Origin of the sequence: Streptococcus sp. FDAARGOS_522, assembly GCF_003812445.1 — a bacterium.
Lineage (GTDB): Bacteria > Bacillota > Bacilli > Lactobacillales > Streptococcaceae > Streptococcus > Streptococcus agalactiae.
The window spans coordinates 1,221,125-1,244,041 of record NZ_CP033808.1 but is presented as its reverse complement, the minus strand read 5'-3'; the positions used below and the strand labels follow the sequence as shown (position 1 = coordinate 1,244,041).

The 22,917-nt window shown below is 36.1% G+C and carries 21 protein-coding genes and 1 other RNA gene; 19 read left to right on the top strand and 3 right to left on the bottom strand.

Annotated elements, in window-relative coordinates; all coding sequences use genetic code 11:
* Positions 1-7: 7 nt before the first annotated feature.
* From EGX70_RS06235 to pepC, 14 genes are all read left to right on the top strand, one after another.
* Positions 8-1,261 (top strand): glutamate-5-semialdehyde dehydrogenase, encoded by a 1,254-nt coding sequence (locus EGX70_RS06235; RefSeq protein WP_000221014.1) that lies wholly within the window; start codon positions 8-10, stop codon positions 1,259-1,261.
* Positions 1,262-1,343: 82 nt separating this feature from the next.
* Positions 1,344-2,291, top strand: a complete 948-nt coding sequence (rsmH, locus tag EGX70_RS06230) for a 16S rRNA (cytosine(1402)-N(4))-methyltransferase RsmH (protein WP_000180266.1) — start codon at positions 1,344-1,346, stop codon at positions 2,289-2,291.
* Positions 2,292-2,305: 14 nt separating this feature from the next.
* Positions 2,306-2,632, top strand: a complete 327-nt coding sequence (gene ftsL / locus EGX70_RS06225) for a cell division protein FtsL (protein WP_000180568.1) — start codon at positions 2,306-2,308, stop codon at positions 2,630-2,632.
* 3 nt (positions 2,633-2,635) lie between these two features.
* Positions 2,636-4,894, top strand: coding sequence for a penicillin-binding protein PBP2X (gene pbp2X, locus EGX70_RS06220; RefSeq protein WP_000142542.1), 2,259 nt, complete (start codon positions 2,636-2,638; stop codon positions 4,892-4,894).
* A 1-nt stretch (position 4,895) separates the two neighbouring features.
* The gene (mraY, locus tag EGX70_RS06215; protein WP_123948010.1) at positions 4,896-5,906 is read left to right on the top strand and encodes a phospho-N-acetylmuramoyl-pentapeptide-transferase; all 1,011 of its coding nucleotides are present in this window, start codon (positions 4,896-4,898) and stop codon (positions 5,904-5,906) included.
* Positions 5,907-6,003: 97 nt separating this feature from the next.
* Complete coding sequence (locus EGX70_RS06210) at positions 6,004-7,347, top strand: DEAD/DEAH box helicase (protein WP_123948008.1); 1,344 nt, start codon at positions 6,004-6,006, stop codon at positions 7,345-7,347.
* Between the two features lie 137 nt (positions 7,348-7,484).
* A complete protein-coding gene (locus EGX70_RS06205) occupies positions 7,485-8,297 on the top strand; it encodes an amino acid ABC transporter substrate-binding protein (protein ID WP_000473468.1) in 813 nt (270 codons plus the stop codon).
* A 94-nt stretch (positions 8,298-8,391) separates the two neighbouring features.
* Positions 8,392-9,195, top strand: a complete 804-nt coding sequence (locus tag EGX70_RS06200) for an amino acid ABC transporter permease (protein WP_001071299.1) — start codon at positions 8,392-8,394, stop codon at positions 9,193-9,195.
* On the top strand, positions 9,195-9,938 hold the full coding sequence (locus EGX70_RS06195; protein ID WP_123948006.1) for an amino acid ABC transporter ATP-binding protein: 744 nt from the start codon (positions 9,195-9,197) through the stop codon (positions 9,936-9,938). Before EGX70_RS06200 ends, EGX70_RS06195 begins: the two co-directional genes overlap by 1 nt.
* A gap of 121 nt (positions 9,939-10,059) precedes the next feature.
* Positions 10,060-10,284: a DUF4059 family protein gene (locus tag EGX70_RS06190; RefSeq protein WP_000478229.1), complete on the top strand. Its 225-nt coding sequence runs from the start codon at positions 10,060-10,062 to the stop codon at positions 10,282-10,284.
* Positions 10,285-10,352: 68 nt separating this feature from the next.
* Positions 10,353-11,267: a thioredoxin-disulfide reductase gene (gene trxB / locus EGX70_RS06185; protein ID WP_123948004.1), complete on the top strand. Its 915-nt coding sequence runs from the start codon at positions 10,353-10,355 to the stop codon at positions 11,265-11,267.
* Between the two features lie 157 nt (positions 11,268-11,424).
* Positions 11,425-12,885: a nicotinate phosphoribosyltransferase gene (locus tag EGX70_RS06180; RefSeq protein WP_123948002.1), complete on the top strand. Its 1,461-nt coding sequence runs from the start codon at positions 11,425-11,427 to the stop codon at positions 12,883-12,885.
* Positions 12,882-13,703 (top strand): ammonia-dependent NAD(+) synthetase, encoded by an 822-nt coding sequence (gene nadE / locus EGX70_RS06175; protein ID WP_000174854.1) that lies wholly within the window; start codon positions 12,882-12,884, stop codon positions 13,701-13,703. Before EGX70_RS06180 ends, nadE begins: the two co-directional genes overlap by 4 nt.
* Before the next feature lie 112 nt (positions 13,704-13,815).
* On the top strand, positions 13,816-15,150 hold the full coding sequence (gene pepC / locus EGX70_RS06170) for an aminopeptidase C (RefSeq protein WP_000041114.1): 1,335 nt from the start codon (positions 13,816-13,818) through the stop codon (positions 15,148-15,150).
* 45 nt (positions 15,151-15,195) lie between these two features.
* Here the strand turns inward: pepC and pbp1a are convergent, their stop codons facing one another.
* Both pbp1a and recU read right to left on the bottom strand, forming a co-directional pair.
* Positions 15,196-17,442: a penicillin-binding protein PBP1A gene (gene pbp1a / locus EGX70_RS06165; protein WP_000628369.1), complete on the bottom strand. Its 2,247-nt coding sequence runs from the start codon at positions 17,440-17,442 to the stop codon at positions 15,196-15,198.
* On the bottom strand, positions 17,429-18,028 hold the full coding sequence (recU, locus tag EGX70_RS06160) for a Holliday junction resolvase RecU (RefSeq protein WP_000248792.1): 600 nt from the start codon (positions 18,026-18,028) through the stop codon (positions 17,429-17,431). The genes pbp1a and recU overlap by 14 nt, the downstream gene beginning before the upstream one ends.
* A gap of 74 nt (positions 18,029-18,102) precedes the next feature.
* Here recU and EGX70_RS06155 point away from each other — a divergent pair, with 74 nt between their 5' ends.
* The 5 genes from EGX70_RS06155 (at position 18,103) to EGX70_RS06130 (ending at position 22,174) form a co-directional block, all read left to right on the top strand.
* Positions 18,103-18,621: a DUF1273 domain-containing protein gene (locus tag EGX70_RS06155; RefSeq protein ID WP_000843096.1), complete on the top strand. Its 519-nt coding sequence runs from the start codon at positions 18,103-18,105 to the stop codon at positions 18,619-18,621.
* 120 nt (positions 18,622-18,741) lie between these two features.
* Entirely contained in the window at positions 18,742-19,074 is a 333-nt protein-coding gene (gene gpsB, locus EGX70_RS06145; RefSeq protein ID WP_000146544.1) for a cell division regulator GpsB, read from the top strand.
* Between the two features lie 18 nt (positions 19,075-19,092).
* An RNA gene (gene rnpB / locus EGX70_RS06140) (RNase P RNA component class B) lies at positions 19,093-19,461 on the top strand.
* An 82-nt stretch (positions 19,462-19,543) separates the two neighbouring features.
* The gene (locus EGX70_RS06135) at positions 19,544-20,698 is read left to right on the top strand and encodes a class I SAM-dependent RNA methyltransferase (RefSeq protein WP_000664851.1); all 1,155 of its coding nucleotides are present in this window, start codon (positions 19,544-19,546) and stop codon (positions 20,696-20,698) included.
* A 12-nt stretch (positions 20,699-20,710) separates the two neighbouring features.
* On the top strand, positions 20,711-22,174 hold the full coding sequence (locus EGX70_RS06130) for a cell division site-positioning protein MapZ family protein (RefSeq protein WP_001287870.1): 1,464 nt from the start codon (positions 20,711-20,713) through the stop codon (positions 22,172-22,174).
* Between the two features lie 224 nt (positions 22,175-22,398).
* Here the strand turns inward: EGX70_RS06130 and EGX70_RS06125 are convergent, their stop codons facing one another.
* Positions 22,399-22,881 carry an S-ribosylhomocysteine lyase gene (locus EGX70_RS06125; protein WP_000159885.1) on the bottom strand — a complete coding sequence of 161 codons (483 nt, stop codon included), beginning with the start codon at positions 22,879-22,881 and terminating at the stop codon, positions 22,399-22,401.
* Positions 22,882-22,917: the final 36 nt, after the last annotated feature.

The window sequence follows — 22,917 nt, the reverse complement described above, 5'->3', positions numbered from 1 at the left end:
TTGAGTTATGACGTATATTGAAATATTAGGGCAAAATGCTAAAAAAGCTAGTCAATCAGTAGCACGATTAAGTACAGCTAGTAAAAATGAGATACTCAGGGACTTAGCGAGAAACATAGTGGCTGATACTGAAACCATTTTGACTGAGAATGCTCGCGATGTTGTTAAGGCAAAAGATAATGGTATCTCAGAAATTATGGTGGACCGTCTACGACTAAACAAAGACCGCATACAGGCGATAGCAAACGGTATTTATCAGGTAGCAGATTTGGCAGATCCGATTGGTCAAGTTGTTAGTGGTTATACAAATTTAGATGGTTTAAAAATCCTTAAAAAAAGAGTGCCTTTAGGGGTTATTGCAATGATATTTGAAAGTCGTCCCAATGTATCGGTGGATGCCTTTAGTTTAGCTTTTAAAACAGGGAACGCTATTATTTTGCGTGGTGGTAAAGATGCTATTTTTTCAAATACTGCCTTGGTTAATTGTATGCGCCAAACATTGCAAGATACAGGCCACAACCCAGATATAGTACAATTAGTTGAAGATACTAGTCACGTTGTAGCAGAGGAGTTAATGCAGGCAACAGACTACGTGGACGTCTTAATTCCAAGAGGTGGTGCAAAATTAATTCAAACGGTGAAGGAAAAGTCAAAGATTCCTGTTATCGAAACAGGTGTTGGAAATGTTCATATCTATATTGATGAATTTGCAGATTTAGATATGGCAGCTAAGATTGTTATTAATGCTAAAACCCAACGCCCTAGTGTCTGTAATGCTGCCGAAGGGTTAGTTGTTCATCAAGCTATTGCTAAGGGATTTTTATCTCAATTGGAGAAAATGCTCAAAGAATCGAACCAGTCAGTTGAATTTCGTGCCGATGAGGAAGCTTTGCAACTTTTAGAAAATGCTGTTGCTGCAAGTGAGTCTGATTATGCTACTGAATTTTTAGACTATATTATGTCAGTAAAAGTAGTAGATTCTTTTGAACAAGCAATTAGCTGGATTAATAAATACAGTAGTCATCACTCAGAAGCTATCATTACTAATAATATCAGTAGGGCAGAAATTTTTCAGGATATGGTAGATGCAGCGGCAGTTTATGTTAATGCTTCAACACGTTTTACAGATGGTTTCGTTTTTGGACTCGGAGCAGAGATTGGTATTTCGACTCAAAAATTACACGCGCGTGGACCGATGGGATTAGAAGCTTTAACAAGTACAAAATACTATATTAATGGAACTGGTCAAGTAAGGGAATAGTTGACCTATAATAGGAGAGATTGCATTTATCGGTCTCTCTTTTACTTTTCTAAAGTTTAGGATTTATGGTACAATTAAAGTTATGACAAACGATTTTCATCATATTACTGTGCTTTTGCACGAGACTGTGGATATGCTTGATATTAAGCCGGATGGTATCTATGTAGATGCTACTTTAGGTGGGGCAGGACACAGCGAATATCTTCTTTCACAATTAGGCCCAGATGGGCACCTTTACGCATTTGACCAAGACCAGAAGGCTATTGACAATGCTCATATACGTTTAAAGAAATATGTGGATACCGGTCAAGTAACCTTTATCAAAGATAATTTCAGAAATCTATCTTCTAACTTAAAAGCATTAGGAGTGTCGGAAATTAATGGTATTTGTTATGATTTAGGTGTATCAAGCCCACAGCTGGACGAGCGTGAACGCGGTTTCTCATATAAACAAGACGCCCCCCTTGATATGCGAATGAATAGAGAGCAGAGTCTTACAGCTTATGACGTTGTGAACACTTATAGTTATCATGATTTAGTAAGGATTTTCTTTAAGTATGGCGAAGATAAATTTTCAAAACAAATTGCTCGAAAAATTGAGCAAGTACGAGCTGAAAAAACAATATCTACAACAACAGAATTGGCTGAGATTATCAAATCGTCTAAATCTGCCAAAGAACTGAAGAAAAAAGGTCACCCAGCTAAACAAATTTTTCAAGCTATTCGTATTGAAGTCAATGACGAACTAGGAGCTGCAGATGAATCTATACAACAAGCAATGGACTTATTAGCTGTTGATGGTCGTATATCTGTCATCACTTTTCATTCTTTAGAAGATCGTCTTACTAAGCAACTTTTTAAAGAAGCATCAACAGTAGAAGTACCTAAAGGTCTTCCTTTTATACCAGATGATTTACAACCTAAGATGGAGCTCGTTAATCGTAAACCCATCTTACCAAGTCAAGAAGAACTAGAAGCGAACAATCGTGCCCATTCAGCGAAATTGAGAGTAGCGCGTCGTATTCGATAATAAGAAAGAAACTTATGACAAATGAAAAACGAACTGAAGCAGTAACACAAACTTTACAACGTCACATCAAGACTTTCTCTCGTATTGAGAAAGCTTTTTATGGTGCTATTGTAATTACTGCTATTATCATGGCAGTCGGTATTATTTACTTGCAAAGTAATAGTTTACAAGTTAAACAAGAAGTAAATCAATTAAATAGTAAAATCAACGATAAACAGACAGAATTTGACAATGCTAAACAAGAAGTAAATGAGCTTTCTAATCGTGATCGAATTACTAAAATTGCTAAAGATGCTGGTTTAACAATTCAAAACGACAATATTTATCGGAAGGTGGACTAGTCTGTGACTTTTTTTAAAAAGCTAAAAAAAATCTTCCTTGATTATGTGATCCATATAAGAGATAGGCGTTCGCCGCAGAAAAATAGGGAAAGAGTAGGTCAAAATCTGATGATTTTAACCATTTTCCTATTTTTCATTTTTATCATCAACTTTGTCATCATCGTTGGTACAGATAGTAAATTTGGGGTTAATTTATCCAAGGAAGCCAAGAAAGTCTATCAACAAAGTATGACAGTACAGGCGAAGCGTGGGACAATTTACGACCGTAATGGAAATCCTATCGCTGAGGATGCTACGACCTATAGTCTCTACGCTATTATCTCAAAGAACTATACGACAGCTACAGGTCAAAAACTATATGTACAACCTTCTCAGTATGAAAAAGTAGCTAGTATCTTAGAGAATAAATTGGGCATGAAGAAAAATCTTGTCCTAAAACAACTCAATCAAAAGAAATTGTTTCAAGTTTCCTTTGGAAGTTCAGGTTCAGGATTGTCTTATACCAAGATGGCTGACATCAAGAAAACGATGGAAAAGTCAGATATCAAAGGAATTGGTTTTTCTACCAGTCCGGGGCGTATTTATCCAAATGGGATATTTGCTTCACAATTTATAGGATTTACTCTTCCTCAGGATGATGGAGATGGAAAAAAATTAGTTGGTAATACAGGCCTTGAAGCGGCACTTAACAAGGTATTATCAGGTACTGATGGTAAAGTAACATACGAAAAAGACCGTAGTGGGAATGTTCTTTTAGGTACTGCAACAACAGAACGTAGGGCGGTTAATGGTAAGGATATCTACACAACTTTATCAGAGCCTATTCAGACTGTTTTAGAGACTCAGATGGATGTTTTCGCAGAAAAAACCAAAGGAAAATTTGCGAGTGCTACAGTTGTCAACGCTAAAACGGGTGAAATTCTAGCAACGAGTCAGCGTCCTACTTATAATCCTTCTACCCTTAAAGGTTACGATAAGAAAAATTTGGGTACCTATAACACACTACTATATGATAACTTTTTTGAACCTGGTTCAACAATGAAGGTAATGACTCTAGCCTCTGCAATTGATTCTAAGCATTTTAACTCTACTGAAGTGTATAACAGTGCACAATATAAAATTGCAGATGCGATTATTCGAGATTGGGATGTCAATGAAGGGTTATCATCTGGTAGTTATATGACTTTTCCACAAGGGTTTGCACATTCCAGTAACGTTGGTATGGTAACCTTGGAACAAAAAATGGGACGAGATAAATGGTTAAACTATCTTTCTAAGTTTAAATTTGGTTACCCAACACGTTTTGGGATGCTTCATGAAAGTGGAGGTTTGTTCCCATCTGACAATGAAGTAACTATCGCTATGAGCTCATTTGGTCAAGGTATTGGTGTAACGCAAGTTCAAATGTTGCGCGCATTTACGTCTATCTCGAATGATGGTGTTATGTTACAACCACAGTTTATTAGCAGTATTTATGATCCAAATACAGGGACTTCTCGTACAGCACGAAAAGAAGTCGTTGGAAAACCAGTTTCCAAAGAAGCAGCTAGTAAAACACGTGATTATATGGTTACTGTTGGGACAGATCCTTATTATGGTACATTATACGCAGCAGGTGCCCCAGTTATTCAGGTGGGGAATCAATCAGTTGCAGTAAAATCTGGTACTGCCCAAATCGCCCAGGAAGGTGGTGGTGGTTATCTGCAAGGAAAAAATGATACTATTAACTCAGTTGTGGCTATGGTGCCATCGGAAAATCCTGACTTCATCATGTATGTTACCATCCAACAACCCGAAAAATTTAGTATCACATTCTGGAAAGATGTTGTTAATCCTGTTTTAGAACAAGCAACAGCAATGAAAGAAACGATATTAAAACCGGGATTGAATGACTCAGAACATCAGACAAAATATAAACTATCAAAAATAGTTGGTGAAAATCCAGGTCATGTAGCGGAAGAATTACGTCGTAATCTGGTTCAGCCAATTATTTTAGGAAATGGTAGTAAAGTTTCTAAAGTATCTAAAAGACCAGGAGCTAATCTTGCTGAGAATGAACAGCTACTAGTATTAACAAATAAACTGACTGAATTACCTGATATGTATGGTTGGTCTAAAGCAAACGTTGAACAGTTTGCTAAATGGACAGGTATAAAAGTGACCTATAAAGGTTCAACCTCAGGTAAAGTAAGAAAACAAAGTATTGATGTTGGAAAATCCATCAATAAAATTAAAAAAATCAAAATTACAATAGGAGATTAACATGTTTTTAAGTATAATGGCAGGTGTCATAGCATTTGTCCTGACAGTTATTGCCATTCCGCGCTTCATTAAGTTTTACCAATTGAAGAAAATTGGCGGGCAACAAATGCATGAAGATGTCAAACAACATCTAGCCAAAGCAGGTACGCCGACAATGGGAGGAACGGTATTTTTGATTGTTGCTCTTCTTGTCTCACTTATTTTTAGTATTATTTTATCTAAAGAAAATAGTGGTAATTTAGGTGCAACTTTTGGTATTTTATCTGTTGTTCTCATCTATGGAATTATTGGTTTTTTAGATGATTTTTGGAAAATTTTTAAACAAATCAATGAGGGCTTGACTCCAAAGCAAAAAATGTCGCTCCAACTAATTGCGGGTCTAATTTTTTATTTTGTCCATGTGTTACCAAGTGGCACATCTGCGATAAATATTTTTGGTTTTTACCTTGAAGTAGGATACTTATACGCTTTTTTTGTTCTTTTCTGGGTTGTTGGTTTTTCAAATGCTGTGAACCTAACAGATGGAATTGATGGTCTAGCTTCTATTTCGGTTGTTATCAGTTTGATTACTTATGGAATCATTGCTTATAATCAAACGCAATTTGATATTTTATTGATTATCGTTATCATGATTGGTGCTTTACTTGGCTTTTTTGTCTTTAATCATAAACCAGCTAAAGTCTTTATGGGAGATGTTGGTTCACTTGCATTGGGTGCTATGTTAGCAGCCATTTCAATTGCCTTACGTCAGGAATGGACCTTGCTTTTTATCGGCTTTGTCTATGTTTTTGAGACGTCTTCAGTGATGTTGCAAGTAGCATACTTTAAGTATACTAAGAAGAAAACTGGTGTTGGGAAACGTATCTTCCGCATGACACCATTTCATCACCATTTAGAATTAGGTGGTGTGTCTGGCAAAGGTAATAAATGGAGCGAATGGAAAGTAGATGCTTTTTTATGGGCTATTGGTATTTTCATGAGCGCTATTACACTTGCTATTTTATATCTTTAAACTTTATTAGGGGATGTGGTATGGACTGCCAGATTCCCTTTTGCTTTCTTGTAGCCTTTAATGGTATAATGAACATAATAATAGTAAGGAAATAGACATGTCATTTAAAGATTTTAATTTTAAACCATACATTCAGAGGGCTCTCGATGAGTTAAAATTCGTCGATCCAACTGATGTTCAAGCTAAATTGATTCCAGTTGTTCGTTCAGGCCGCGATCTTGTGGGGGAATCGAAAACTGGTTCTGGTAAAACCCACACCTTTTTACTTCCTATTTTTGAGAAGCTAGATGAAAGTAGTGATGATGTTCAAGTTGTTATTACTGCACCAAGTAGAGAGTTGGGAACACAAATTTATCAGGCAACTAAACAAATTGCTGAGCATTCAGAGCAAGAAATACGGGTGGTTAACTATGTTGGTGGTACTGACAAATTACGTCAAATTGAAAAGTTGAAAGTAAGCCAACCTCATATTGTCATTGGAACCCCAGGACGAATTTATGATTTGGTGAAGTCAGGTGATTTAGCTATTCATAAGGCGCATACTTTTGTTGTTGATGAAGCAGATATGACTCTAGATATGGGATTTCTTGATACCGTTGATAAGATTGCAGGGTCTTTACCCAAGGATGTCCAAATTTTAGTCTTTTCAGCAACGATTCCACAAAAATTACAGCCATTTTTAAAGAAATATTTGACCAATCCTGTAATGGAAAAAATCAAAACAGCAACAGTTATCGCTGATACCATCGATAACTGGCTTTTGTCCACTAAAGGACGTGATAAAAATGCACAAATTTTGGAACTCTCTAAACTAATGCAGCCCTATCTTGCAATGATATTTGTTAATACGAAAGAGCGTGCAGACGAATTACATTCGTACCTTTCTAGTAATGGCTTAAAAGTAGCTAAAATTCATGGTGGGATTGCACCTCGTGAACGTAAACGTATTATGAATCAGGTTAAAAACCTCGAATTTGAATATATCGTTGCAACAGATTTAGCAGCGCGTGGTATTGATATTGAAGGTGTTAGCCATGTTATCAATGATGCCATACCTCAAGACCTATCTTTCTTTGTCCACCGTGTCGGTCGCACAGGCCGTAATGGCTTATCTGGTACTGCTATAACTTTATATCAGCCAAGTGACGATTCTGATATTCGTGAACTTGAAAAACTAGGTATTAATTTTATTCCTAAAGTCATTAAAAACGGTGAATTTCAAGATACATACGACCGTGATCGTCGTAATAACCGTGAAAAGTCCTATCAAAAATTAGATACAGAAATGATTGGACTTGTGAAAAAGAAAAGGAAAAAAATAAAACCAGGTTACAAGAAAAAAATTCAATGGAAAGTTGATGAAATGCGTCGCAAAGAGCGTAGAGCAAGTAATCGTGCTAAGGGGCGTGCGGAGCGCAAAGCTAAAAAACAAAGTTTTTAAAATTATTAAAGTCTGAAATCAGCTCGTTTCAGGCTTTTTTATTGATATAAAATCTTTATCACCTGATAAGGAAATACTATTATACAGATAGATTTTAGAGTGTTAGACTAGTAATATGATATTTTAGGAGAATTCTTATGTTTAAAAAAATAATATTATCTATTGCAACTATAGCCGCAACCGCCAGCCTAGCAGTATCAGTTCAGGCGTCAGAGAAAGTAGAACTTAAAGTAGCTACAGATTCTGACACGGCACCATTTACTTATCAAAAAGACGGGAAATTCAAAGGTTATGATGTTGATGTTGTCAAAGCTGTTTTTAAAGGTAGTAAGTACAAAGTAACCTTCAAGACAGTTCCTTTTGATACTATTTCAACAGGTATTGATGCAGGGAAATTTGATTTATCAGCTAATGATTTTTCATACAATAAAGAAAGAGCAGAAAAATATCTCTTCTCAGATCCTATATCCCGTTCAAATTATGCCGTAGTAGGGAAGAAGGGGAGCCATTACAAATCATTAAGTGACCTCTCTGGAAAATCAACCGAAGTTTTATCTGGCGTTAACTATGCACAGGTTCTAGAAAATTGGAATAAAAATCATCCTAATAAAAAACCAATAAAAATCAAATATGTTTCTGGGACAACTGGTGTTACTAGCAGATTAAAAAATATTGAGAGTGGGAAAATTGACTTTATCCTATATGATGCCATTTCATCCGACTATATTGTAAAAGACCAATCATTAAACTTAAGCGTTTCTCCTTTGAAAGGTAAAATTGGTAATAATAAGGATGGACTAGAATACCTCCTTTTACCAAAAGATAAAAAAGGTAAAACTCTACAGAAATTTATAAATAAGCGTATTAAAGTTTTGAAAGAAAATGGTACTTTGGCACGTTTAAGTAAACAATATTTCGGTGGAGATTACGTTTCAAACATTGATAAATAAATCAGTGAGACTATAAGTTTTATCTTTTTACATGTGAGAGTTTGCGTGATAGAATAACGGAGATAAGAAAGTTTAGAAAAGGAAAGTAGAAGGAATGAATCAATTTATCTTGACGGGTGGATGGTCTTGGTATAATAATTTGGTTAGTCAGGTTCCAGCGGGGAAATTATTTAGTTGGAAGGCTGTTTTAGATGCAATACCCTCAATTTTAGAGCGATTACCCATAACACTATTATTGACAGTAGCAGGAGCCTTATTTGGACTCATTTTAGCTTTGATTTTTGCAGTAGTGAAAATTAACCGTGTCAAAATTTTATATCCGATTCAAGCTTTATTTGTTAGTTTTTTACGTGGGACTCCAATACTTGTTCAATTAATGCTGAGTTATTATGGAATTCCACTTTTCTTGAAATTTTTAAACCAAAAATATGGTTTTGATTGGAACATTAATGCTATACCGGCTTCTGTATTTGCTATTACTGCATTTGCTTTTAATGAAGCGGCTTATACAAGTGAAACTATACGAGCGGCGATTTTGTCGGTTGATCAAGGTGAAATTGAGGCAGCACGTAGTTTAGGGATGACCTCAGCGCAAGTTTATCGTCGTGTTATTATTCCAAACGCAGCAGTAGTCGCAACACCTACTTTGATAAACACGTTAATTGGTCTAACTAAGGGAACCTCTTTAGCTTTTAATGCTGGTATTGTTGAAATGTTTGCCCAAGCACAAATTATGGGTGGTAGCGATTATCGCTATTTTGAACGTTATATCTCTGTGGCACTTGTTTACTGGGCGGTTAGTTTCTTAATTGAACAATTGGGAAATGCTATTGAACGAAAAATGGCAATTAAGGCTCCACGCCATTTAACTGATGAGATTCCAGGAGGAGTACGCTAATGATAAAATTGAGACAATTGACTAAATCATTTTCTGGTCAAAAAGTGTTAGACAAACTTGATTTAGATATTGAAAAAGGTCAAGTTGTTGCTCTAGTAGGTGCTTCAGGTGCAGGAAAATCAACCTTTCTTCGTAGTATGAATTATTTAGAAGAGCCTGATTATGGAACAATTGAAATTGATGATTTTAAAGTTGATTTTAAATCAATCAGTAAAGATGACATACTAACATTACGCCGTAAGTTAGCCATGGTTTTTCAACAATTCAATCTATTTGAGCGTCGTACAGCTTTGGATAATGTAAAAGAAGGTTTGAAAATTGTCAAAAAGATGTCAGATCAAGAGGCAACACGGATTGCAAGAGACGAACTGGCAAAGGTCGGACTTGCAGATCGTGAAAAATATTATCCAAGACATTTATCAGGTGGACAGAAACAACGTGTTGCTTTGGCACGCGCATTAGCCATGAAACCTGATGTTCTTCTTTTAGACGAACCGACATCAGCACTTGATCCAGAATTAGTTGGAGAAGTTGAAAAATCTATTGCAGATGCTGCTAAGCAGGGGCAAACCATGGTACTTGTTAGTCATGATATGAATTTTGTTTACCAAGTAGCAGATAAAGTTTTATTTTGGGAAAAAGGTCGTATTTTAGAGTCTGGGACGCCTAAACAATTATTTAACCATCCTTTAGAAGAACGTACAAAAGAATTCTTCGCTAGTTATAACAAATCGTACCTATAAGCTAAAATATTTTGATATAATGAAGGTTAGAATGTCTAATCTTCATTTTTAATTATTCTTGAGTTAGGCTAAGTATATAAGAAAGCTGCGATATGTTTTGACAATCGCTTGTTGGATAGAGATGTTTTTAGAAATAGCAAAAGTTTATTTACAAGGTTTAGGGCTTGCCAGCATAACTGTTATTTTAGTTGGTATAATTTGGGTCTTTTGGCGTGCCAAGAAAAACATAGATAAAACAGCTAGAGAACGCCAATCTGTTCTTTATGATGTCCTTCTGATAGCTCTTATGACAGCTCCAATACTTGCCTTTGCATTTGTAGCTATCATTTTAATGATAAAAGCTTAGTCAGATTAGTTGGAAATATAGACGCTTTGCTATAGAATAAAACCATAAGATTCAAAGGAGAAATAGTAATGTATGATACTTTAATAATAGGTTCAGGTCCTGGTGGTATGACAGCAGCGCTTTACGCTGCACGTTCAAACCTTAAAGTTGGGTTAATTGAACAAGGTGCTCCAGGTGGACAGATGAATAATACTGCTGAAATTGAGAACTATCCAGGCTACGATCATATCTCAGGTCCAGAATTATCAATGAAGATGTATGAGCCGTTGGAAAAATTTGAAGTAGAGCATATTTATGGTATAGTTCAAAGAGTTGAGAACGATGGTGATGTAAAGCGTGTTATCACCGAAGATGAATCGTATGAAGCCAAAACAGTAATCCTTGCTACCGGAGCTAAAAACAGCCTTTTAGGAGTTCCGGGTGAAGAGGAATATACTAGTCGTGGCGTTTCTTACTGTGCGGTTTGTGATGGTGCATTTTTCCGTGATCAGGATCTTTTAGTTGTGGGTGGCGGTGATTCTGCTGTTGAAGAAGCTGTCTTCTTAACTCAATTTGCTAAAAGTGTTACTATTATTCACCGACGTGATCAATTGAGAGCTCAAAAAGTACTTCAAGACCGAGCTTTTGCTAACGAAAAATTAAAATTTGTATGGGATTCAGTGGTCAAAGAGATTAAAGGAAATGAGATTAAAGTATCTGGTGTAACTGTTGAAAATCTAAAGACTGGAGAAATCTCAGAGATGACTTTCGGAGGTGTTTTCATTTACGTTGGTTTGAAACCACATTCTAGCATGGTCTCAGAATTAGGTATTACGGACGAGACTGGCTGGGTCTTAACTGATACAAATATGAAAACATCAATTCCAGGACTATATGCTATTGGGGATGTTCGTCAAAAAGATCTACGTCAGATTGCGACTGCTGTTGGTGAAGGTGCTATCGCTGGACAGGGTGTCTATAACTATATAACTGAGCATTTCTAAGAAATACTAAAAGTAGAAAAGACTATCGAAAAACGATTAGTCTTTCTTTTTATTTTCATGAAAGTAAGGTGATAAACTGAACTACCGAGATAGAAATATGCTATAATGTTAGACATATAGCCTTATCCTAGGCTCATGATTAAAAGGAGATTGTCTGATGTATAAAGACGATAGTTTAACACTACATACTGATTTATATCAAATCAATATGATGCAAGTTTATTTTAATAAAGGTATTCACAATAAAAGAGCGGTGTTTGAAGCTTACTTTCGCAAGGTTCCATTTGAAAATGGTTATGCTGTTTTTGCAGGTTTAGAGCGTATTGTTCGTTATTTAGAAAATCTGAGCTTTTCTGATAGTGATTTATCCTATTTAGAAGAGTTAGGTTATCCTGAAGAATTTTTAGATTACTTAAAAATTTTAAAAATGGAACTGACTGTCAAATCAGCCAAGGAAGGTGACCTTGTATTTGCTAATGAACCATTAGTTCAAATTGAAGGTCCTTTAGCACAATGTCAGTTAGTAGAGACAGCGATTTTAAATATCATCAACTACCAGACACTTGTTGCTACAAAAGCAGCTCGTATTCGTTCTGTTATTGAAGATGAACCGCTATTAGAGTTTGGGACACGACGTGCTCAAGAAATGGATGCAGCCATTTGGGGTACTAGGGCAGCGATTATTGGTGGTGCTAACGCAACGAGCAATGTTCGTGCTGGTAAAATCTTTAATATTCCAGTATCAGGAACGCATGCACATGCTTTAGTTCAAACTTATGGCGATGATTACCAGGCATTTAAAGCTTACGCAGAAACTCATAAAGATTGCGTCTTTTTAGTGGATACTTATGATACCCTTCGTGTAGGTGTGCCTAATGCTATTCGAGTTGCAAAAGAGATGGGCGAAAAGATTAATTTCTTGGGAGTTCGCCTTGATTCAGGTGATTTAGCTTATTTGTCTAAGAAAGTTCGTCAGCAGTTAGATGACGCCGGTTTTCCTAATGCAAAGATTTATGCTTCGAATGATCTAGATGAAAATACAATCCTCAACCTAAAAATGCAAAAAGCTAAAATTGATGTTTGGGGTGTCGGAACAAAATTAATTACAGCCTATGATCAGCCTGCGCTAGGTGCTGTTTATAAAATTGTTTCTATTGAGACTGACGCCGGTAGTATGCGAGATACAATTAAACTATCAAACAATGCTGAAAAAGTATCAACACCTGGGAAAAAGCAAGTTTGGCGTATCACCAGTCGAGCTAAAGGGAAATCTGAGGGTGATTACATCACATTTGCAGACACTGATGTGACACAATTAGATGAAATTGAAATGTTTCATCCAACTTATACTTATATCAATAAAACAGTCCGTGATTTTGACGCAGTACCCTTACTGGTAGATATCTTTGACAAAGGGAAATTAGTTTATCAATTACCAAGTCTTCAAGAAATTCAAGAGTACGGACGCAAAGAATTTGATCAGCTTTGGGATGAGTATAAACGTGTTCTGAATCCACAGGATTACCCAGTTGATTTGGCACGCGATGTTTGGCAAAATAAAATGGACCTGATTGATCGTATCCGTAAAGAAGCTTTGGCAAAAGGAGAAGTAAGATGACTTTGCAAGATCAAATTATCAAAGAACTCGGTGTAAAACCTGTTATTAATCCAAGTCAAGAAATCCGTCGTTCCGTAGAATTTTTAAAAGACTATCTATTAAAACATAGTTTTCTAAAGACCTATGTACTGGGTATTTCAGGGGGGCAAGATTCAACTTTAGCAGGACGTCTAGCTCAACTAGCAGTTGAAGAGTTGCGTGCTGATACAGGGGAAAACTATCAATTTATAGCTATTCGTTTACCATATGGTATTCAGGCCGATGAAGAAGATGCACAAAAAGCATTAGATTTTATCAAGCCAGATATTGCTTTGACCATTAATATTAAAGAAGCTGTTGATGGCCAAGTTAGAGCTCTTAATGCAGCAGGAGTAGAGATTACAGACTTTAATAAAGGAAATATTAAAGCTCGTCAAAGAATGATTAGTCAATATGCAGTTGCAGGTCAATATGCTGGAGCGGTTATTGGTACTGATCATGCTGCAGAAAATATTACAGGTTTTTTCACCAAATTTGGTGATGGAGGTGCTGACTTATTACCTCTCTTTAGACTTAATAAAAGTCAGGGGAAACAGTTATTAGCTGAACTTGGTGCTGATAAAGCCTTGTACGAAAAGATTCCAACCGCAGATTTAGAAGAAAATAAACCAGGAATCGCTGATGAAATAGCCCTTGGAGTAACCTACCAAGAAATTGATGCTTATCTTGAAGGGAAGGTGGTTTCGGACAAGTCTCGAGGTATCATTGAAAATTGGTGGTATAAGGGTCAACATAAACGTCATCTTCCAATCACAATTTTTGATGATTTCTGGAAATAAGAAAAATAGCTAGAATATTCTAGCTATTTTTGTTTCTCTAATAAATTACTTTCAGACTTGCAGAAATATTCAGAATGTTTATAATAGTAGCTAAGTATAAAAGGAGGAATTTATGTCAAAATTAACTCAAACATTTACAGATAAGTTATTTGCTGATTACCAAGCAAATACAAAATTTAGCGCTATTGAAAATGCAGTAACTCACAATGGTTTATTGAAGTCTCTAGAGACTCGTCAAAGTGAGATTGAGAACGACTATGTCTTTTCAATTGATTTGACCAAAGATGAAGTTTCTAATCAGAAACAATCAGGACGTTGCTGGATGTTTGCTGCACTGAATACATTTCGTCATAAACTGATTTCAGATTTTAAACTTGAGAATTTTGAATTATCTCAGGCACATACATTTTTCTGGGATAAGTATGAAAAATCAAATTGGTTTATGGAACAAATTATTGCGACTGCAAATCAGGAATTGAGTAGTCGTAAGGTGAAATTCCTATTAGATGTACCTCAACAAGATGGAGGACAATGGGACATGGTGGTTGCTCTGTTTGAGAAATATGGTGTCGTTCCTAAAACAGTTTATCCTGAATCTGTTTCATCAAGTGCTAGTCGTGAACTAAATCAATATTTGAATAAACTCTTACGCCAAGATGCACAGATTCTACGAGAATTAATAGCACAGGGAGCAGATGGGGCAACTGTTCAAAATAAAAAGGAAGAATTGCTTCAAGAAATTTTTAACTTTTTAGCAATGAACCTTGGCTTGCCACCGCAATCTTTTGATTTTGCTTATCGTGATAAAGACAATCATTATCAGTCTGATAAAAATATTACACCGAAAGCATTTTATCAAAAATATGTTAATCTTGACCTATCAGATTATGTTTCTATTATCAATGCTCCAACTGTAGATAAGCCTTATGGACAATCCTATACAGTTGAGATGCTTGGAAATGTTGTCGGAGGGCCAGCTGTTAAATATTTAAACCTTGATATGAAACGGTTTAAAGAGTTAGCGATTGCGCAAATGAAATCAGGAGAAACTGTGTGGTTTGGTTCAGACGTAGGTCAAGTATCAAATCGTCAAAAGGGTATCCTAGCAACTACGACTTATGATTTTAATTCATCTATGGATATTAAACTTAGCCAAGACAAAGCGGGCCGCCTAGATTATAGTGAAAGTTTAATGACACATGCTATGGTCTTAACGGGAGTAGACCTTGATGAATCTGGACAACCTTTAAAATGGAAAGTTGAGAACTCTTGGGGAGAGAAAGTTGGTAAGGATGGTTATTTTGTAGCTTCAGATGCTTGGATGGATGAATATACTTACCAAATAGTCGTTCGTAAAGAATTGCTTACTAAAGAAGAATTAGAGGCTTACAACGCAGAGCCAATTACTTTAGCGCCGTGGGATCCGATGGGAGCATTAGCTAATTAGTAATAGTAATTATAAATTAAAAAACTGGATAATATATCCAGTTTTTTAATTACCGTTAGGTACTGTATTGTTGTTACCATTACCATTACCATGTCCAGTTCCTGGCACAGTTTGATTGGAATTATTAGGGGTAGTAGCATTACCATTATTAGGTGTTTCGACTTGTGGGGATGATGAATTGGCATCATTTGCTGTATTCTTATCCTCTTTTTGTTTCTCAGAGGATGTTGAACTACTGCTTTGACTTGACTGTCCAGAATTTTGATAGATATTCTTATAGACAGAAGAAGAGTAAGTGCCGGTTGTAGTTGTCCCATTGATATACAAGTAGCTTCCGCTTCGATAGAGCCCTTCTGGCATTGTCCAATCTGCACTGTATCCGCCAGTTAGGTAGGACATCATTGCACGATAAACCTCAGTAGCAATATCCAGTTGGCTACCATAAAGTGGTGTAAGGCGATTTTTATAACCAGTCCAAATTGCCATTGTGTACTTAGAAGTATAGCCGACAAAGTTTTCATCAGGAGCCATTGTACCAACGGCGCTATTGTAGATACCAGTAGTTGCTTCAATTTTAGCTAACTCATCTTCCGTATAGTTGGAAGTACCAGTCTTACCAGCTTGTGCAACACCAGGGATAGCTGCTTTAGTACCAGTACCAAATGTTAGTACTGTTTTCAGCATATCCGTCATCATGTAGGCAGTAGTCTCTTTCATCGCACGGCTACCAGACGCTGCATAAGTATCATTGGTTCCATCGCTAAATTCAATTTTATTAACATATTGCGGTTTATAGTAAGTTCCGCCGTTTGCAAAAGCCGAGTAAGCCGCTGCCATTTTCTCACTACTTGCACCATATTTTGCATCACTGCTACTGTTGTTACTTGAAATAGCATTTGAATAGTTCATTTCTGGATAGTATATGCCTAATTTTTCAAGGAAAGATTTTGCTTCGTCTAATCCAGCGGCTTCAAGTGCTCTGACAGCAGGGACGTTACGTGATTGTTGAATAGCGGTCTGCATACTCATCCAACCCATATATTGACGATCCCAGTCATATAGTTGAGTAGAAGTACCAGGCCAGTAGTAAACTGAGTCGTTTAATGATTGACCTGTTGAATTATAGACACCACTATCAATAGCAGGTGCATAAGCTGAGATAGGTTTCATTGTAGAACCCCAATCGCGGTCTGTTAAGACAGATTGATTTGTCCCAAATGAAATATTTTCATTCTGATGACGCCCGCCTAATTGTGCAATGACTTTACCATTAGTCGCATCCATGATGGTAGATGCTATTTGTAATTCATTGTTTGGATAAGCGATGTAAGTGTCACTGTTGTAGATGTCATATAGTTGTTTTTGTGCATCAGTGTTGATATTAGTATACACTTTTAGCCCAGCAGTAAAGATATCTTTACCAGTTTTTTGTTTAACTTCACTAATAACTTGTTTTAAGTAGTTATCCATATATTTTGGATAAGTAGATTTTTGCTTTAATTCTTTTAAGCCATCAGTTACTGGAGTTGCAACAGCTTGGTCGTATTCCTTTTTAGAAATGTTTTTATCTTGATACATCTGCTGAAGAACGGTATTACGTCTTGTTTGAGCAGATTCTGGGTTTTTATAAGGGTCATATTGTGTAGGTGCTTGAGGAATACCAGCGAGCAAAGCAAGTTGTGCAATAGATAATTCCTTTAGGTCTTTACCAAAGTATGATTTAGCTGTTGTTCTCATACCATAATTCCCATTTCCCATATAAACTTTATTAATATAGAAAGTAAGAATTTCTTCTTTGGTGTATTTACGCTCCATTTGAAGCGCAAGCCAAACTTCCTGTGATTTACGTTTTAACGTTTGGTCAGATTTATTGGTAGAAAAGTAAGCCAGTTTAATCAACTGTTGATCAAGGGTTGAACCACCTTGCGTATTACTACTAACAAGATTATGCCAAGCTGCACCTAAAATACGATAAATATCGACACCTCTATGTTTAAAGAAACGTTTATCTTCGATAGAAGTGATAGCGTTAACCAAATTTAGTGGAATGCTATCCGCACTAACACTTTCACGCTTTTCTGAGCCTAAATCGGCAATAAGTTTATTATTACCATCATAAACCAAACTAGAGTTAACGGATTTTAAAGCTTGATCGGTTAATTTCGGAGAACGACTAACGTAGTATGCAAATAGGAGCCCACCTATTACAATAGCTAAGATAATAAATCCCATTATAATGCCAAAAGCATACTTCAATAGTTTGATAACAGATTCCTTTTTAATTGTAATCACCGCCTAATAATTTTTCTTCAATAATATCTAAGTAAGGGACTTGAGGAAAGGCACTCTCCTTTACGAAAAATCCATTTTTTCTGATATAATCAATAGGCATTGATTTATTGCCTTTATCAATCTGATAAAATGAAATTAACTCATTAGCAGGGAGTAGATAGGTTTCCTTAAGTGTGGAAAAATGAAGCAAGACAAAGCAAATCCCTTTTTGCTGTAATACATTTGCCATGTGCTCTATTTGGTGAGCATGAAAATTTTTCATAGGCATAGCAGTTTTCTGCCGGGTTTCTTTGGCTTCAAAGTCAATATAGTAACCTTTGTAAACACCAGAATAATCAGTAGTAGAAGCTTGTCTAAAATAAGCTTCTACAATCTTAGCACGACTACGTTTAGGATAATCTACCTTGACGATTTGTACTGGCGTTGGTTTCTTATGAATGACAGCTAATTCGTGAGACAAATAGTAGTCATTGGTTGCATTGATAGCAGCTTCAAATGACATACCACGGTTGGCAAAATCGATTTTCTTTTTCTTTGATTTTGTAACTGTTGTTTTCCGAATAAGCTGATGTGGATAGTTAACCATTTTTCTCCTTGCATTACAAATAAAATGCTAAGATAAGCAAAACTATTATACCATAAAATTAGGATGGACAACAAATGAAGTCAACTATTCTTGTAACAGGTTACAAAAATTTTGAATTAGGGATTTTCCAGGATAAGGATCCTCGGATTACTATTATAAAAAAGGCTATTGATAAGGATTTTAGACGCTTCTTGGAAAATGGAGCAGACTGGTTTATTTTTATGGGAAATTTAGGGTTTGAGTACTGGGCTTTGGAAGTTGCTCTTGATTTACAAAAAGAATATGATTTTCAAATTGCGACAATTTTTACCTTTGAGAACCATGGCCAAAATTGGAATGAGGCTAATAAAGCTAAGTTGGCACTCTTTAAGCAAGTTGACTTTGTTAAATATACTTTCCCAAGCTATGAAAACCCGGGTCAATTTAAACAATACAATCATTTTCTCATTAACAACACACAAGGTGCATATCTTTTTTATGATTCTGAAAATGAAACTAATTTAAAATTTTTGCTAGAAATGATGGAGAAAAAGGAAGCTTATGATATTTCTTTCCTAACTTTTGATCGCTTAAATGAAATATATGAGGAATGATCGTTTTTTCGGATATGAGAACGTTTTACGCTTGATTTTTCCATTTAATTTAGGTATTATTTACTTTGATATAAAGGATAGGACTTATATTAAAACGATTTGACTGGTTTGGAGAATAGAATGGCAAGTATTATTTATAGCCCAAAAGATATTTTTGAGCAAGATTTTAAAGTTAGTATGCGGGGATATGACAAGAAAGAAGTCGATGTATTTCTGGATGATGTCATCAAAGATTACGAAAATTATCTTGAGCAAATTGAGAAGCTCCAAATGGAAAATAGACGTCTACAACAAGCTTTAGACAAAAAAGAAAGCGAAGCTTCAAATGTAAGAAATTCAGGGACAGCTATGTATAATCAAAAACCGATTGCCCAATCTGCAACCAATTTTGATATTTTAAAACGCATTAGCCGCCTTGAGAAAGAAGTTTTTGGAAGACAAATTAGAGAATAAGGATTTCTCAAATATGCAATTTTTGGATAATCGCGTAGTATTGAGATACTATGAGGAAAGTCCATGCTAGCACTGGCTGTGATGCCAGTAGTGTTTGTGCTAGGCGAAAAAATAAGCCTAGGGAGATAGCTAGCTATCTTACGGCAAGCAAAAGGGCTAAGTCTTTGGATATGCCTGAATAGCTTTGAAAGTGCCACAGTGACGTAGTTTCTAGGGAAATCTAGAAAGTGGAACGCGGTAAACCCCTCAAGCTAGCAACCCAAACTTTGGTAGGGGCATGGGATAGTTGGAATGAGAACAATCTATCCTGACTGCTTTGCAGTAGACAGATGATTATCGAAAGAAACAATTCCTAGTTGTTTCTGGAACAAAACATGGCTTATAGAAAATTGCATAATAGGTTAGTGGCTGAGATAACATCTCAGCCAATTTTTAACTGTGATGAATACGATAGTGTAAAAGAGGAAAAATGAAAGAATCATTCAAATTAATAGCAACTGCTGCTGCTGGTTTAGAAGCCATTGTTGGTAGAGAAATCAGAAACCTAGGAATTGACTGCCAAGTTGAGAACGGTAGAGTCCGTTTCCACGGAGATATCAAAACAATCATTGAAACGAACCTATGGCTACGAGCTGCCGATCGTATAAAGATTATTGTAGGAGAGTTTCCAGCACGTACTTTTGAGGAACTTTTTCAGGGTGTATATGGCCTTGACTGGGAAAATTATTTACCGTTAGGGGCAAAATTTCCTATTGCTAAAGCAAAGTGTGTCAAGTCAAAATTGCACAATGAACCTAGTGTACAAGCCATTTCTAAAAAAGCTGTTGCTAAGAAACTTCAAAAAGTCTTTCACCGTCCTGAAGGAGTTCCCTTACAAGAAAATGGAGCTGAATTTAAAATAGAAGTTTCTATTTTAAAAGATAAAGCGACTGTCATGATTGATACGACTGGATCAAGTCTCTTCAAACGTGGCTACCGTGCAGAAAAAGGTGGTGCACCAATTAAAGAAAACATGGCAGCAGCTATTATTCAATTATCTAATTGGTTCCCTGATAAGCCATTGATTGATCCAACTTGTGGTTCAGGTACTTTTTGTATTGAAGCTGCTATGATTGGAATGAATATAGCTCCTGGTTTTAATCGTGATTTTGCCTTTGAGGCGTGGCCATGGGTAGATCAAAGTCAAGTACAAAAGGTTCGTGATGAAGCTGAGAGTAAAGCAAACTATGATATTGATTTAGATATTTCAGGTTTTGATTTAGACGGTCGTATGGTAGAAATTGCTAGAAAAAATGCAGAAGAAGCAGGACTTGGAGATGTTATCAAATTGAAACAAATGCGTCTTCAAGATTTAAAAACAGATAAAATTAACGGTGTTATTATCTCCAACCCACCATATGGTGAACGACTCCTGGATGACAAAGCAGTGGACATTTTGTATAATGAGATGGGACAAACATTTGCGCCTTTAAAAACTTGGAGCAAGTTTATCCTAACTAGTGACGAAGGATTTGAAAAAAAATACGGCTCACAAGCTGATAAAAAACGTAAGCTTTACAATGGTACTTTAAAAGTTGATTTGTACCAATATTACGGTGAACGTGTGAGACGTCAAGTAAAATAACGGGGAGAACTCATGTCAGAAGATCAAAAACACCCATTTTTTGAACCAAAAAAAGAAACTGATGGTCTTGAATTTAAAGATGCTAAAGAAATGACAGTAGAAGAGGCTGTTAGAAAAGATTCTGAAATTAAGGCTGGTATTACCGAAGAAGATAGTATTCTTGATAAATACATCAAACAACATCGTGATGAAGTAGCTTCACAAAAGTTTGAGACAAAATCAAGCGATTTTGCAAACCTTGATACGGCATCTTTAGATGATTTTATCAAGAAACAGCGCGAAGAATTATCAGCGATGTTAGCTGCAGAAGAGCTTTCTAAAAAGTTGGATAATTCAGTCTCTCAAGAACAAGATACAGAAGCTAATGCTGTCTCACCTAAAGAAGAATCTTCACAAGAACAAGAAAATAGTGTAACCCCAGTTCCTCCTCTGAATACGGAAGCAGAACCAACTGCAACAGAACCAGATTCGACTATTGCTGATTCAGAGGAGTATAAATCCTCTTCTAAGAAGCGTGGAGGTATCGTAGGAACATTGATTGCTCTTATTTTACTTCTAATAGTAGCAATCTTTGGTTACAACTATTTCAAGAATAATAATTCGACAAATTCTCAAACTGCAACAAGTCAAAGTTCTAGTTCTAAGGCTACGACGACTTCATCAGAAGAAGATAAAAAAGCTAGTCAGAACTTAGATAATTTCAACAAATCTTATGCTAACTTTTTTGTTGATGATAAGAAAACCCAACTCAAAAATAGCGAATTTGATAAATTGTCAGAATTAGAAAAGAAAGTTGATGCTTTAAAAGGAACTAAATACTACGGTAAAGTAAAAGTTAAATTTGATAGTCTAAAACGTCAAATTGATGCTGTTAAAGCTGTTAACGACAAGTTTAAGTCGCCTGCTGTAGTTGATGGTAAGAAGAGTGAAAAATTAGAGGTAAAAGATGGAGCGAATTTTGACTCTTTAGATAGTAAAACTCTTAATACTGGTAATGCTAGTCTAGATAGTTTACTTCACTCCATCGTTTCAACTGGTCGTAATCAGGTAAAACAATCCGAAGAACAGGCTTCGTCTAATAAGGTTTCAGACACTCAAATAACTGAACAACCAAACGTAACTAACGGTCAATCTTCCTCATCAGCTGCTACAATAAATAATCAGGCAGCTGGCACTGCATCAGGTAATTTGGAACGTAACCGTAGTCGAGTACCGTATAATAATGCTGCTATTGCGGATACAGGAAATCCTGCCTGGATATTTAACCCAGGAGTATTAGAGAAAATCGTGGCCACTTCACAGGCGCGAGGCTATTTCTCTGGAAATAACTATATTCTTGAACCTGTAAATATTATCAATGGTAATGGTTATTACAATATGTTTAAATTAGATGGCACTTATTTGTTCTCTATCAATGCCAAGACAGGTTACTTTGTAGGTAACGCTCCTGGAAGAGCTGATAGTTTAGATTATTAATATAAAGAACAAAACCAGTTTTTTGTCTACACCCTAAAAGTTAGAAAATCAGTCTAACGATTAGGGTGTTTTTTGTATTCGCATTTAGATGTCTACGACTGCTATGAGGATATTAGGGAAAAATTAAAAGGATTTTGCTCTCTATGATACAGAACAAAATCCTTTGTTTAAATTAATAAGTCAACTTTTGGAATTCCAAAAGTTGACTTTTATTTTTTATTAGATCAGACAATGTGGCGCTCAAAAGCATTGTCAGAAATCCCTTGGGAAAGAATTAATTTCGCCCATTCTTGAGCAGAGTGGAGACTGTGGTCTTTATAATTTCCACAAGATTCAATGGTTGTTCCAGGAACGTCTTCCCAAGTGACCCCACCAGCAATAGCCTCTAGACTAGATTTGATGACTTTAGCAATTTCAGTAGCATCCTGTTTTCCCCACATAATCATGTGAAAACCAGTTCTACAACCAAAAGGAGAACAATCAATCAAACCATTAATTCGTTGGCGGATTAACTTCGCCAGAAGGTGCTCGATAGTATGTAAACCAGCAGTATCAATAGCATTTTCATTAGGCTGAATAAGGCGGATATCAAAGTTAGTAATGATGTCTCCGACCGGTCCAACTTCTTCTGAAATTAAACGAACGTAGGGTGCTTTAACGATGGTGTGATCTAATTCAAAACTCTCTACGACAACTTCTTTTGTCATAAGTTTTCTCCTTTTGTATTACATTCTAGAGACTAA